Below are 13,435 nucleotides of genomic sequence, written 5' to 3' on the forward strand. Positions count from 1 at the left end.
GTTGTCGACGGTTCATATGCCAATCCCTCAGTTTTTTGCACACGATGATCGACTATATCCACGTTAAAGGGTGCCTTGGTACCGTCCAGAGCCACCATTCGCTATGCTTTGACCATGTGACGTTTTCTACGTTTGATGCGAAGAGGACCAAGCCGACAACCACCTATTTGACTAGCCCTCTGACGGGTGCCCAGATTGAGCTGAGGCCTACCATCGAATACACGCGAGAAGGGCGCATTCTCTACGCTGAGTTCCGCATACCCGTGGCCGCCTCCCTGATTGGTCAGAACTGCATCCATGGTGGATTGAGCAGCTTGCCCTTAGAAATGAAGCTTCTGTCGACGCTCATTCGCCTGCTATTGATCGAGCAAGGCTTCACCAAGGCCGAAAGCGAATTGTTTATCAGTTCGGCAATCATCACCATGCTGGAACTGACTTGGCATGTGCAAACCAAGAATCAGTCGGCGGCGAATAAGCGATTGCGTGCAGCCATCGAACATCTCGCTGCTATGGAATCGGTCAGCTCCCGTCATGACATCCACGTTCGAAAGGTGGATCAATGGACTTCTCGGGGCGCGACTTCTGTGCTGGCACGCGCTAAGGGCGACTGCTCGTTGCGCATGTACATCAAGGGCGAACAGATGAGGGGCGGTGGCAGCGAATCAAAACAAGGGGGCTTTCTCGCGCATGACTTGCGTACGCAGCGAGATCGCATTCTTAGCGCGATCGAAGGGCAAGTGCGAATGGAGGTTTTGCTTGGGGAAATTGTGCTCCGAAGATTTGGGCTAGATCGGCCAAGGCGCCTGCAGGATGCTTCTCACCTTCAATTGGTCAAGGCTATCTGTTTTGCTCTAGGAGAGTTTCGTCTCGCTCATTTGGGCGACGGGGAGTACCAAGAGTTCGAAAATGCCAAAGATGGTTTGTCCCAGGACAACAAGCAACTGCTGGAGCGTTATGAGTCTGGCGAGGATGTGTTGGTGGCGTTGTCCGATTCGAAGGGGACGCGAACGCGCCAGAGATTGTTGGGTTGTGGGGTAGACATTGCCTTGCCTACGCCGTTGGGCTTGGACCCGTTTCAACGGTCATTGTCAGGCCAGATTGCGATTGAGAGAATGGCCCGCTTTGGGCGGAAAGGCGAGGATCTAACGGTAACGACGGAGACGAGTATGAGAATAGGCAGTTCTTTGCTGCTCATGCTTCGGCATGCGCGTGACGCTGAATATCCCAGCAAAATTCCGCCGGATTTACTTTCTGAATGGCTTACCGCGCGTGACGCGCGGCTGGAGCGGGCGCGTATGGTTCGTCGACGACGGGAATCGAGCGATGTCATCTGTGATCAAGTGGAGGCTTAGTAATAGTTGTTCGGATGTGAATTCCCAGACGAAGATGACGGCCGAACCCTTTCGTTGGCGTTCTGGGCGTAGTCGAATGAAGGGCGGCAGTCAGGGAACTGGCCAATCGTGTTGCTGGCCGCCCATTGCCTAGCGCGCTTATCTGAGCATCAAAGCCTTCACTGCGCTAGAATCGTCAGCGCTAGAGCGCCAATTGCATCTTTGCGGTTGCGCTGCACGTGACCAAGCGGCCAAATGGCGCTACCGCGAGATATCGCGGGAGCGTCACCGGCGGCATCAACGGAACAGTGACCTCCCACGAGGCGCGAGGCGTTGGGGCTGTCGGCTTGACTTGCTTGGAGTCGCCTTCTTCCCCGGGTTCTATTGGGAGGGCGAATAAGAAGCGAGCAGGGCATGCCAGAGGCAGGGACGTGGGCGATCAAGCAAACGCGACTGGGAGTCGCGGCCGACTTTCTTTCCTCGCGCGCGCCTTCGTGTATTTCTGGACTTTGGCGGCTGCAATCGCCATAGTTGGAGGCACCTTTGGTATAAAAGGAGGGGTAATGGGACGCATTCTCATTTGTGGCGGCGATGTTGTATGCAGCGAGGCTGTTCCATCAGTAACGGTTGCGCTGCACGTGACCAAGCGGCAAAATGGCGCTACCGCGAGATATCGCGGGAGCGTCACCGGCGGCATCAACGGAACAGTGACCTCCCACGAGGCGCGAGGCGTTGGGGCTGTCGGCTAGGCCTTCAAACACGCTGAGACCCGGGGAATTCAAACTCAGCGTTGTACCTGGATGAATGGCAAACGCATACCAAAAAGTTCTCTCTAGAGATTCGTTGTGGGAAGCTTGGCGGCATTTATATAAGAATGCAAAACCGTCTAGCCGTGACACAGTGGGTAGTGACGCCACCTCAATAAATGACTTTGAGCGGAACGTTCACGTGCATCTTCGATTATTGCACCAGGAACTCGCGTCGGGTCATTATCGTTTTAGCGACCTGCGCCCAGTTTTGCTTAAGAAGCGTAATGGGAAAGATCGATTGATTTGCATTCCCACCGTGCGGGATAGGATCGTTCAAAGGGCTCTTCTGAATTTCCTGGCTGATAAGTACAGTGCCAAACTAAAAAACAAAATAAGCTATGGCTTTCTGCCTGATAGGTCTGTGCAAGATGCTGCGGCGGTCGCAGTGCGTATTCGCAATGTGAAGAAGTGGGTATTTAAAACCGATATTGCGTCGTTTTTTGACCGGATTCCGAGAGACGAGCTAACTCGAAGAATCGAGTCTTTGGTCCGTGAATCTAGCCTTCATTCCCTCTTACGGTCCGCAGTGGCGTGTGAAATAGGGGCCGCCAAAAGGAGCTCCCAGCGTCGAGTAAGGAACTTAGGAATTCGCCCTGGTCTGGGGGTTCGGCAGGGGATGCCGCTATCGCCCTTTTTTTCAAACGTATTGCTTCGGGAGTTTGATGAGGCTGTGTCCAAACGCCGGTACCAAGCGGTGAGATACGCTGACGACCTAATTTTTTTTGCTGAGTCAGCAGTGGAGTGCGAGGAGATTTTTAAGTATTGCCACGCAGCATTGGGAAAGCTGGGATTGGAAATTCCCCCGGTCGGTAAAGGATCAAAGTCCGAGATCTATGCTCCCTCCGATGTTGCCGAATTCTTGGGGCTGTCCCTGGCGCCGTTAACTAGTGGCGGCTACACGCTGATTCTCTCCACAAAGCAGATCGAGCAAATTCGCAAAGAGATGATGGCCTTTTCATCACTCGAAGAGTTGCTCTCCCGTGGTATTACTCTAAAGAATCTTGTGCCGGCGATGAGCGCGAAGGCCTCCGGATACTTGCACGCATATCAATGCTGCAGCAACTACGAGCAACTAGAAAACATGTTGAATAAAATAGGTGGCGACGCTCTTCACCGGTTGTATACAAACGGACTAGGCCTCGATGTAGGTAAATTATCGAGCGCTGCCATCCGGTTTTTAGGCTTGCCAGCTCGAGCAGGGGGGTGTGCTTCGAGGCAATAGGGCTGTGCTCACACTATCGATAAGCGTGGCTTAGCAATACTTAGCGAACTTTTACAGGTTGGTTTTAATCGATGTGGCTCGAGAATTTCAACCATTACACATCCACTGATCGCAGGCGTTCTGGACGTTGATGCTAATATAAATCTATAGGAAATAATTTCCTATATAGAACGAAGATATACAAGAATGCACCTTTCCAATGATGATTCTGCAGCAAGGATTGCTGCTTGGCTACTACGACGCACAACCTCTGGTGCTGTGCGCAGAGTCGCGCCTGTTGGAGCGGCAATCGGCACGGATACGGGATCAGTACGTGACGGCAACGAGGATCGGGCAGCAATAGCCCGCAGCGTTGATTTCAATGGAAACCCTTATATTTTGGCCGTTCTGGCTGACGGGATTGGAGGGTTGCGATCCGGCGCGGAATGCGCTGCACTTGCCCTGGGTGCTTTTATCAGCGCAGTTTCGCAGGTTGCTCAAAAAAGATCTAGGCAGCCCGAAGATTGGCTGCGCCAGGCTGCTGCTCGAGCGAACGCCGCAGTTTATGAAGCTTACTCAGGCGGAGGAGGATGCACGCTTGTGGCTTTGTTGTTCGCCAAGGGCTTTCGACCGTGCTGGTTAAGTGTGGGTGATAGCAGGGTCTATCAATATGCTGGCGGAGCCCTTAAGCAACTTTCTAAAGACGATACTCTTGATGGGCAACTGGGGAAAGTGGCCGGCGGCGAGCGACGCTCAGAATTACTCCAGTTTGTTGGCATCGGGGCCGATATGGAGCCCCACATAGCGTGCATAGATTGGGACGTTTTCGGGCAGGATGGAGCGCTTTTTCTGACATCCGACGGTGTTCACTTTATTGAGGAAGCTTATCTTGAGAAAATCATCTATTTTTCTGCAGATATAGGAATCAGCGTTCGAAGACTTATTGATCTTGCGAAAATGCTTGGGGGGCCAGATAATGCATCTGCTGTAGCTTTACGCATGGATGCTCTCACTGCCGAGCTTGACGGAGGAGCGGCACCTCCTGATGATTCTATCGAAATATGGGATGCATTTAATGAGATTCAGCTGATTTGGCCGACCTTGGGGCGAAATCGGGTAGGGGAAGTGAGAGAGCCAGCGAGAATCGAACCAGGTGGCCGTTTAGGTTTTGAATCGTCCCCCCATCTTGCTCAGCAGGACGTGGCAGAACGAGAGGACGAAAAAGGTGTATCGCCGTCAGAGAATAAGAGGACGCGAACTCCTAGGTCAAGGAGACGGAAAATAGTGAAATCCGACCTATCCCTCAATGAAGACGAGCCGCAATTGGGCATTGAATTTAAAAAGAAATAAGACATGCGCCAAATTCCTGACCGTTATAGGCCCACAGGGGAAGTAATGTCTGGCGGAATGTCAGACGTTTTAATCTGCCAAGATGTTGTCCTCGAGCGCTCAGTCGCCATTAAATTTGTAAATCAAGGGGTAGATAGGGGTCGAGTCGAGGATGAGGTTAATTCCCTTTTCAAGCTCAGATCAAAGCACGTTGTTCAAATTTATGACCTGGTGAAAACGTCTGCGGGCGAAATGGGCATAGTCCAAGAGTTGATCGAGGGTTCTGATCTCTTTGAAGCCAAGTTGGTGCTTGATTCTCCACACGATTTATGCAAAATATTGTGGCAAATTGCTGCGGGGATTGCCGATATTCATGCTCTTGGAGTAATCCATCGGGATATCAAGCCAAACAACATGAAAATCGATGCAGAGGGAATTCTAAAGATTTTCGATTTTGGTTTGGCGCGTTTAGAGGGTGGCGGCGCAATGACCAAAGCCTTCATTGGAACGCGGGGGTTTGCTGCTCCGGAGTTATATTATCCGCCATATCGGTTCACTCAGGCGGTGGATACCTACGCATTTGGTGCGTCTGCCCTGTATCTGACTCTCAATGGATTGCCAAAGGATCTGCTCGAACAGCCACCAGTTCATCGGGGCGTGAGTTATTTTGCTGAGCCTCTGCAGCATCTGCCGTTTCTACAAGATGTCGTTTCGCTATTGGATTCATGTTTGAACCCCAATCCGGCCGCTCGGCCAACCATGGTCGCGGTACGGGATGCTCTCGCACGTTACTTGTTAAGAGATCGGCATCGTGCGCTGCTAGTATATTCTGAGAAGAGTTTCCGGCTTGATTCTGAAAATCGCCTAGTTAAGCTCACTTTCGCAAACGTAGGGGAGATACATATCAAATATGACGGCTTCTCTTTTGTTGTGGATGATGTGGCGGGAGAGGTGGAAATTAATAATAAGATCGTCCCAGTGGGGATGAGCATGCCAGGCGCTAGTGTTATTTCGCTTGGTAATGCTCAGCGCCGCGCTAATGAGCGTAAGTTTATTACTTTTGACATTTCTCACCCGGAGATTGTTCTGTGACAGGGCCACTCGCAACTGGAGATCTAATAGGCGATAGGTATGAGGTTTTGCGTTATATAGACAAGGGCGGCATGCAATTCGTCTATGCTGCAAAAGATCGTCTTTCAGATCGACACGTGGCGTTGAAGACGCCCCAAAATAGCGTGGCAACTAAGCGATTTCACCGGAGCGCAGTAGTTGCTGCCAAGGTGAATCATCCTAATGTTGCTAAAACTCTTGATTATGTGAGTGAAGGGGGTAGGCAGTTTTTAGTTGAAGAGTTGATTCAAGGCGCTGATCTCAGCAAGGCAATGCTAACGAGAGCTTCGTTTTTGGATCCTTACATGGTGGCGAGGATTCTCCATCATGTTGCTAAAGGCTTGGCTGCTGCTCATCATGCTGGCGTAATACATAGGGATTTAAAGCCAACGAATCTCATGGTTGTCGGTGGCTATTCTCCAGAGGAGGTGAAAATAACCGACTTCGGAATCGCCAAAATGACCGAAGAGGAGCTGGTGGAGGCGGTGGAGGGAGGTGATGCTACTTTGACCACTTCGGCCACGGCTATCGGAGCTCTTCCTTACATGGCTCCTGAAGCAATTGATACCCCGAAAAATGTGTCTCGTGCGGTAGATATCTGGTCTACGGGCGCTATGGTCTTCCAACTGTTGACGGGCGAAATGCCCTTCGGATCTGGGCTTCGCGCAGTGAGAAAAATCATGGATGCTAAGTTGCCTGAGCCACCAGCTTTTGTATTAAAAAATCCTCAGTTTTCGCCTTTGGCAAGGGAGATATTGGAAGTCGTTTTTAAGTGTCTTTCAAAGAGTCCCGATGATCGCCCTACGGCTGATCAGTTGGTAAAAATGGCTGGAAATCTGTGTTATTCCCTAAGTTTTCGAGGGGAAGGGGTGGTGAAGCGTATTGATCACAACGCGTGGGGATTCATTTCGTGCCAATCAGGAGATGTGTTTTTTCATAAAAATAGTCTCTATGGTGTTTTCGATGAGCTCAAGAAGGGGGATAGTGTCTTGTTTTCTGCTTATGATGGTGGAGGGGCGCCAAGGGCATATCCTTTGATTAAAATAAAGTCGTATGAGTCCTAGGGTGGTGTTGGGTTTATCAGTCTGAACTTCTACAGCAGACTTGGAAGCTTTTGGCGATCAATAGGACGTATGTATCGTGCTAGAGAGGCCGTTGATTTGTGACCTGTCTGTTGTTGGATCTGAAAAGGTGGCAGGCCGGCCATTGCTGCAGTGGTGACAAATCCGGCCCGGAGGCTATGGCCGGCAACGAGGCTGGGGTCACCTCCGTTGCGTTGATATGCAGCTTTCAGAATTAGTGCCACAGATTGACTCGTAAGCGGGTTTTTTCCCACGGCGTCGTGGCGCGTTATGCTTCGAAAGACGTAACCGGAAACAATGCCGCTTAGGCCTTTCCATTGATCCAATGCAGTAACAGGGCATCTCGCACCGTTAGAGCGAGGAATGAATATTGTGCGCCCCGCACCATTTTGATCTGTCTTGGAGCGTCTCAATAGGATCTCAATGCCTTCGCTTACTTCAGTGAGGTCTTCATACTGAATCCCCACGAGTTCAGCTCGCCTGAATGCACCGCTAAAGCCGATCAGTAGAAGTGCTCTGTCCCGCGCTGCTTTTATCGGCTTTTGCTGGTCGATCAAAACAAGAAGTTCCAATAGATCATCTTTGACGATCGCGCGCACACGGCGCTGCGCAGTGCCCAGCGTTCTGCGTATCCCTTGCATGGTCTGTCTCACCGTGACATGCGTGACAGGAGACTCCAAGTTTCGATCTTGATGGGCACGGTGGATACCGATCAGCCTTCGTTCGATGGTCGCTACGGCCGAAGTTGCAGCGAGGTTGGCCAGATACGCGCAGAGTTGTGCTGAAGTCGCGGGCAGCTTTCCACCATTGGCCAGAAAGTGAGCAACATCTGCTGCATACGCTTTCTTTGTCGCGGCCGAACGGGCCGCATCTAAGTAATTTTCCACGGTCATCGAAGCAGCAGTATCGTCTGATGAGTTTCGATATGGCTTAGGCATTGGGTATCTTGATGCGATGCCGGCATCGCTATTGGTTTCTTTCATGATTGGTGGAATCCTCTTGTTGAGCGTCTGAGCGACGGCCAGAGCAGGAACAGCATCGCGAGAAGATCACGCAAAGGGGCGTTCCGCGTGATCGCATTCGTCATTGTTTGGGTTCGACTCCATATCCAGTGTGTCGTGGCAGCAGGCGCGTCACGGAAGACCGATCAGCTTCGTTGATGATCCATAATCGTTCGCCCGCTACCCCATATGTAGATATGATGCGGTGGTCGTGGATCGCCGCCGCTTCGTTGGCTGCAGCATCCTCCGGAGTACATCGCCCCAATCACCAGACCTATGGCGCAATAGAATTTGGAATGGATTCAGGTTTGCCCGCTGCAGCAGATTCAAGGCACCTGGGGATGTCACGACCTCTGGCCGAGAGAAATGGGTAGGCCGGTACGTTCTGTGGTCGATGCTGGAATGCAGCATTGATGTTCTTTCATGGGTCTTCGCTTTTGACAGGCAAGGGGTGTTAGGCGGGCGGAATGCAAAAGAGCCAAGGCAAGTAACCTTGGCGCTTGCGATGGATGACGCGACTTGACGTAGCTACTTCTGGCTGTATTTGCCCGCCAAGGATCCGGCGGCATTCATGCCGCAGTAGCTATCGCATCCCTTCGTGGTGACTTGGACGGCGCGATTGGAAAAGTTCAGGAGAACGACGCACTGATCAGCCGGATCGTCCGAAGTCCACGTGGCCCGTGAGCCGTCAATGGGACGGGCAATTAGCGGCTCATCTTCCCCCAAACTGCAAGTGTGGGTACCAACGCTGGTGTTGAAGGCGAACTGGACGCCCTGTGTGGTTTCTTTGACCGTGAGTACGCCACCCTTCTTGACGTATTTGCCGGTAGCGCCAGCAAGTGCTGCCGGGCTAGATAGTGCTAGAAGTAAAGCTAACGCGTAGGTGCGCATTTCGAATTCCTTAGTGTTGAGTACGGGCCAGGCCAGACGGCTAACGGCCCGGCATGACGAATTCTTCCTGGGGGTGCCCGAGCAGCCGCCATCCTTGTTTGGACTGGATCAGTAGCACCGCGCCTCGCAGGACGGTTTGTAGCGTTTGCGGGTTCACTGCGCCTGCCATGCCTGCGACAACATTGCCCATCTCACCCATGCAAGGCTTGTTGCGAGGGTCATCAACGAATCCGCGAACGCTGGCGTAAGTACTGCGGGCGAAGTCTTCACGGATCGTCAGGGTGGCTTCGTAATCGAGTTGGTACTTGTCGCCCCGCTGGACGCTGTCGATCTTCCTGGCGTTCGAAATGGTCCACAAAGGGCAGCCAGAGAATCGACCTTCAAGGAAGTTCCTGACTTCCGCATTGCCTGGTGCCGCCGCACCGCAGCCTGTCGTGAGAAGGGCCGCAAATATTCCTGCAAGGGCGAGGGTCGCATTGCGTGCGCGGAGTCTGCTGAACGTTTGTCGTTGGATCTGCATATCGAGGGTTAAGAGTTTAAAAAACACACTTTGAGTTTGGTTGTAGGGCTGAATGTACCAAAACCAAACCCAAAGTGTGTGGAATGAGGGGGAGGGATAAGAAAAACTGCGGCATGTCTAACCCAACGCAAAAGTGTGATGCGCAGGTGTTGTTTGCCGCGAACATGCGCCGCATTCGCAAAGAAAAGCAGCTAACTCAGGAGCAGGTGGCTGAAAGGGCGGGCCTGCATCCGAACTACGTGTCTTCTGTGGAACGCGGGGAACGCAATCTATCGATCGCCAACATCGATCGCATCGCCGCCGCACTCGGTGTCACGATGGCGGAACTGGTCACTCCCTAGCTCTACTTGCCGGCGGCGCTTTTCGTGGCCATGGGATGCACGCCGATGTACCAAGCCGCGCCAAGCGGCTTGAGGTCAGTTTGGACATGCGCGGACGTCTCGATCCAGTATGCAGGGTCAACGATGTAGGCAATGGTGGTCTTTGGCGAGTGACTTGCCGACGCACGGTGGAACAGTACGTGGCGGCCGATTTCCTTGTCGGGGTCGTAGTCCACCATCACGATGGCCAGATCCGGGACATCCGCCAGCTTGCTTACCTCTTTGTAGACCGTGGCAACCCAGCCGTAGTGCGCCAGAAGTCCGGCAATCAGGTCTTCGGTGATCCAGTAGGGACCATGCGCGGGATGCTTGAACCGGTTCACTGCGAGCTCGCGGACCTCTGCAAGCGGCTTCCCTGTGATGCTCGCGATGCACGCGAAGGCACAATCGAAGTCGCCGTTCTGCGCGATGCGAGCGAAGGCGGGCCGGAAGCCCTCCGCGGTCGAGGTTACGGTGCTGGGTATGTTGGACATGACACATTCCTTGGTTTCAGGTGCGCGCAACGAGGCCGCCCAGGGACATCAGGGGCACTCAATGGACAATCGGGGAGAGGCGGAAAGCGCAGATCGCTGTTGAAGCAGCCGTCTTTCTGGCAGCGTTGCGGCGCTGGTTGAGGGGCGCGCCGAGGGCTAAGCTCTGGCGTGCTAAAACCAGCTTAGGTGTGGCTGCCGTGTCGGATCAACAACAAAATAACTTTGGCAGTTGGCAACGAGAGGGCGGCGTTGTCTTGAAGAGGTCGGCCCCGTAGCGGGTCGCTCTGGCAACGAAGAAGCGGCCAGACAGCCAAATTTGAGTATGTTTTTGAGTAGGTTTGGCTGATAAGCGGAGTAATTTACCTATGTGGTTCGAGTTTCGCCGTCGCACCAATTCAATGCTTCAGGTTCACCTGGACATGCAAGACAAGACCCGCGATTCTTCTTGAAGAACGCGGGTTTTTGTCGTCTGGCCTCGCTCGAGGCCAGGGCTGCCATGGCGTCTGCCGCAGCACTCGCCTGTCACAACTGTCATGGCAGGGTCATTTCCCTGGGCTAGCCTGCTGGCCGGCGTAGCCCGGTCCGGCCGCGCCCTGGCCATTTCCCCTCCATCCCATGCCCGATTTCGCGCGATGAGTTGCATCCCGGCGCCGCTCAGTGTGTTGGCACTGGCAGGCGTGTGTCTGATGTGCCCCGACACGTCCGCCCAGACGAACGGCACGGGCGAGCCGCCGTCCGCCGCCGCGCAAGCGGACCGCCTGGCCGGCGAGCGTCATGCCTATGCGCTGTCCGCGCAGCCGCTGGGCGACAGTCTGGAGGCGATCGGCCACGTGGCCGGCGTGGCGGTGCTGGTCGAGGAGCGCCATGCGCGCCGGCCCGCGCCCGCGCTGTCGGGCCGCTACACCGTGCTGGAGGCGCTGCGCCTGTTGCTGGACGGCTCGGGACTGCGCATCCGCAAGACCGATGGCGAGGCCATCGTGGTTTACGAGCCCGCCGCGCCCGCGCCGGCTTCCGCGCCCTCGGCGGCGGTGCTGGACGCCCGCGACATTCCGGGGGCGCGCAGCGGCGACGCGGATTTCAGCGGCTATGTCGGCCGGGTGCAGAAGGCCTTGCTGCGCAGCCTGTGCGGCAACGCGGCCGCCAGGCCGGGCGCGTACCGGCTGGCGCTGCAGCTGCGCGTGGATGACAGCGGGCAGGTAAGCCGGCTGCGGCTGCTGGACACGACAGGCAGCTTGCGGGTAGACGCGGCCGTGACGCGCGCCGTGCAGGGCATGGACGTGGGCGCGCCGCCGCCTGCGGGCATGCCGCAGCCCGTCTCGGTGCTGCTGCTGCCCGGCGGCGCCAACTGCCCGGCCGCGCGTCGGCCGGCGGAGTAGCGGCATGTCGATGTTCTCCGCCGCGCTGTTGCGCCTGCGGCTGATCGCCCGCTATCCGGAGCTGCGCCGCAGCCTGGAACGCATCGTCGGTTCGCGCGACCAGGCGCAGGCCGCGCTGCACGAGACCTGGATCAAGCTGGACGCCGCCCGGCCCGCCAGTCCGGTGCTGAATCCCGATGCCTATCTGCTGCGCATGGCGGCGCGCATCGCCACCGACGACTGGCGCCGCAGCCGCGAGCTGCTGGACGACGACGAGCGCGAGGCGCTGCTGCAGGTAGTGGACGAAACCGCCGATCCGCAGCGCGTGGTCGCCGCGAGGCTGGACGTGCAGGCGCTGGAAGCGGCGATGGATGAGCTGCCGCCGCGACAGCGCGCGATCCTGGCCGCGGCGCGCGTGGATGGCCTGCTCAACGCCGAGATCGCAGAGCGTTTCCAGATCTCGGTGGCGATGGTGAAGAAGGAGCTGGCCGCCGCGATGCGCCACTGCCGGCTGCGGCTGGCGGACACGCAGGCCGTGGCCGATGGCGATATTGTGGGCCGGCGGAAATTCTGACACGATGCTTGGCGCCATGAACCCTTCCGACGATCACGACCGCCTGCGGCGCGAAGCCGAGCAATGGTGGTTGCGCCTGCGCGATCGCGGCGCGACGCGCGGCGACGCCGAGGCCTTCAAGCTGTGGCGCGCCAGCAGCCCGTCGCACGCGCGCGCCTGGAACGAAGTGGCGCGCCTGTGGCAGGAGATGGACCCGGTGCTCAAGCGGGCCGCCAGCCGCGATCCCTGCCTGGCGCATCCACCCGCGCGGCGTCTTGCCAGCCCGGGTCGCCGGGCCTTCTTCGGCACGGCGGTGGCCGCAGGCGGCGCGGCGCTGGCCGTGTGGCCGCCGCTGTCGCTGTGGCCCTCGCTGCTGGACTACACCGCCGATTTCCGCACCGGCACCGCCGAGCAACGCAACGTGGCGCTGTCGGATGCGCTGACAGTGCGGATGAACACGCAGACGCGCATCAACCGCCGCGCGGCGATGCCTGACGGCAAGGCTATCGAGCTGGTCGCTGGCGAAGCGCAGGTCGATGCCGGCGGCGGCGACGACGCCGTGACCGTCTACGCCGGCGCCGGCGCCACGCATGCGCGGCAGGCGCGTTTCAACCTGCGCTACACCGGCCCGCAGGTCTGCGTCACCTGCCTGCAGGGCAGCGTCGAGGTGGAGCAGGCGGGCAGCCGGCGCACGCTGGCATCGGGCCAGCAGCTGTACTACGACCAGTCGGGACTGCGGGCGGCGGTGACCGCCGACCTGGCGATGGTCGACGCCTGGCGCAGCGGCACGCTCAGCTTCTCCGGGCAGACGCTGGCCGAGGTGGTGGACGAGATCAACCGCTATCGTCCCGGCCGCGTGCTGCTGCACAACTCGACCCTGGCCGCGCGCCGCGTGCGCATGCGCTTCGCCATCACGCAGACCGACCTGGCGCTGCGCATGCTGCGCGACTTGTACGGTGCGCAGCTGACGCAGCTGCCGGGCGGCATCGTGCTGCTGAGCTGAGCCCGCACGGCTGCGCCATGCCGCCGTTACAAAATAGTCGCTCCTTTCCGGTAGCCATTCCCGCGCCGAATCGCGTCATTGGAGTATGGGCCGCCGTCACGCGCGCAATTGCGCCGTCGGTTGGCCGATACCCATTTGGCTACTCGGATCAGGATTGCCCGCCATGACATCGCGTCCATGCAAGTTCCCCGTGACCCGCTCGATGGAGGCCGCCTCGAAGGCGGTCCGCCTCAAGCCCGTGCCGGCGGCGCTTGCCTTGCTGCTGGCGGCCGGCGGCCTGACGCCGGCGGCCCAGGCCGCGCCGGCCGCCTTCAGCCCCGGCTGGTTCGCCGCCAAGGGCGCGGCGCAGGCGCCGACGCAGGCCAGCCGGCGGGTGCCCGCCCGCAGCGTGGCGGGG

General features: G+C 56.9%; 14 protein-coding genes. 10 read left to right on the forward strand and 4 right to left on the reverse strand.

What is annotated here, in order from left to right:
* Nucleotides 1-44 precede the first annotated feature (44 nt).
* The 5 genes from AC6LJ9_RS16295 (at nucleotide 45) to AC6LJ9_RS16315 (ending at nucleotide 6,844) form a co-directional block, all read left to right on the forward strand.
* Nucleotides 45-1,352, forward strand: coding sequence for a hypothetical protein (locus AC6LJ9_RS16295; RefSeq protein WP_498148361.1), 1,308 nt, complete (start codon nucleotides 45-47; stop codon nucleotides 1,350-1,352).
* Between the two features lie 783 nt (nucleotides 1,353-2,135).
* Nucleotides 2,136-3,362 carry a reverse transcriptase domain-containing protein gene (locus AC6LJ9_RS16300; protein WP_498148362.1) on the forward strand — a complete coding sequence of 409 codons (1,227 nt, stop codon included), beginning with the start codon at nucleotides 2,136-2,138 and terminating at the stop codon, nucleotides 3,360-3,362.
* 186 nt (nucleotides 3,363-3,548) lie between these two features.
* Nucleotides 3,549-4,691, forward strand: a complete 1,143-nt coding sequence (locus AC6LJ9_RS16305) for a PP2C family protein-serine/threonine phosphatase (RefSeq protein WP_498148363.1) — start codon at nucleotides 3,549-3,551, stop codon at nucleotides 4,689-4,691.
* Nucleotides 4,692-4,694: 3 nt separating this feature from the next.
* Complete coding sequence (locus AC6LJ9_RS16310) at nucleotides 4,695-5,762, forward strand: serine/threonine-protein kinase (protein ID WP_498148364.1); 1,068 nt, start codon at nucleotides 4,695-4,697, stop codon at nucleotides 5,760-5,762.
* Complete coding sequence (locus AC6LJ9_RS16315) at nucleotides 5,759-6,844, forward strand: protein kinase domain-containing protein (protein ID WP_498148365.1); 1,086 nt, start codon at nucleotides 5,759-5,761, stop codon at nucleotides 6,842-6,844. Before AC6LJ9_RS16310 ends, AC6LJ9_RS16315 begins: the two co-directional genes overlap by 4 nt.
* A 29-nt stretch (nucleotides 6,845-6,873) precedes the next feature.
* Here the strand turns inward: AC6LJ9_RS16315 and AC6LJ9_RS16320 are convergent, their stop codons facing one another.
* The 3 genes from AC6LJ9_RS16320 to AC6LJ9_RS16330 form a co-directional block, all read right to left on the reverse strand.
* On the reverse strand, nucleotides 6,874-7,845 hold the full coding sequence (locus AC6LJ9_RS16320) for a site-specific integrase (RefSeq protein ID WP_498148366.1): 972 nt from the start codon (nucleotides 7,843-7,845) through the stop codon (nucleotides 6,874-6,876).
* Nucleotides 7,846-8,391: 546 nt separating this feature from the next.
* Complete coding sequence (locus tag AC6LJ9_RS16325; protein ID WP_498148367.1) at nucleotides 8,392-8,754, reverse strand: hypothetical protein; 363 nt, start codon at nucleotides 8,752-8,754, stop codon at nucleotides 8,392-8,394.
* Between the two features lie 40 nt (nucleotides 8,755-8,794).
* Nucleotides 8,795-9,274: a hypothetical protein gene (locus AC6LJ9_RS16330; protein WP_498148368.1), complete on the reverse strand. Its 480-nt coding sequence runs from the start codon at nucleotides 9,272-9,274 to the stop codon at nucleotides 8,795-8,797.
* Between the two features lie 113 nt (nucleotides 9,275-9,387).
* Here AC6LJ9_RS16330 and AC6LJ9_RS16335 point away from each other — a divergent pair, with 113 nt between their 5' ends.
* Nucleotides 9,388-9,615 (forward strand): helix-turn-helix domain-containing protein, encoded by a 228-nt coding sequence (locus AC6LJ9_RS16335; RefSeq protein WP_498148369.1) that lies wholly within the window; start codon nucleotides 9,388-9,390, stop codon nucleotides 9,613-9,615.
* 2 nt (nucleotides 9,616-9,617) lie between these two features.
* On the opposite strand, the gene AC6LJ9_RS16340 is transcribed toward AC6LJ9_RS16335, so the two are convergent.
* Nucleotides 9,618-10,127: a hypothetical protein gene (locus AC6LJ9_RS16340; protein ID WP_498148370.1), complete on the reverse strand. Its 510-nt coding sequence runs from the start codon at nucleotides 10,125-10,127 to the stop codon at nucleotides 9,618-9,620.
* A gap of 686 nt (nucleotides 10,128-10,813) precedes the next feature.
* Between AC6LJ9_RS16340 and AC6LJ9_RS16345 the strand changes: the two genes are divergently transcribed.
* The 4 genes from AC6LJ9_RS16345 to AC6LJ9_RS16360 form a co-directional block, all read left to right on the forward strand.
* On the forward strand, nucleotides 10,814-11,503 hold the full coding sequence (locus AC6LJ9_RS16345) for a TonB C-terminal domain-containing protein (RefSeq protein ID WP_498148371.1): 690 nt from the start codon (nucleotides 10,814-10,816) through the stop codon (nucleotides 11,501-11,503).
* A gap of 4 nt (nucleotides 11,504-11,507) precedes the next feature.
* Nucleotides 11,508-12,056 (forward strand): RNA polymerase sigma factor, encoded by a 549-nt coding sequence (locus tag AC6LJ9_RS16350; RefSeq protein ID WP_498148372.1) that lies wholly within the window; start codon nucleotides 11,508-11,510, stop codon nucleotides 12,054-12,056.
* 16 nt (nucleotides 12,057-12,072) lie between these two features.
* Nucleotides 12,073-13,038 carry a FecR family protein gene (locus AC6LJ9_RS16355; RefSeq protein ID WP_498148373.1) on the forward strand — a complete coding sequence of 322 codons (966 nt, stop codon included), beginning with the start codon at nucleotides 12,073-12,075 and terminating at the stop codon, nucleotides 13,036-13,038.
* A gap of 163 nt (nucleotides 13,039-13,201) precedes the next feature.
* Nucleotides 13,202-13,435, forward strand: a 234-nt coding sequence (locus tag AC6LJ9_RS16360) for a hypothetical protein (RefSeq protein WP_498148374.1), incomplete at its 3' end; no start/stop codon positions are given.

This window comes from Achromobacter sp. 1011811831 (assembly GCF_059760905.1).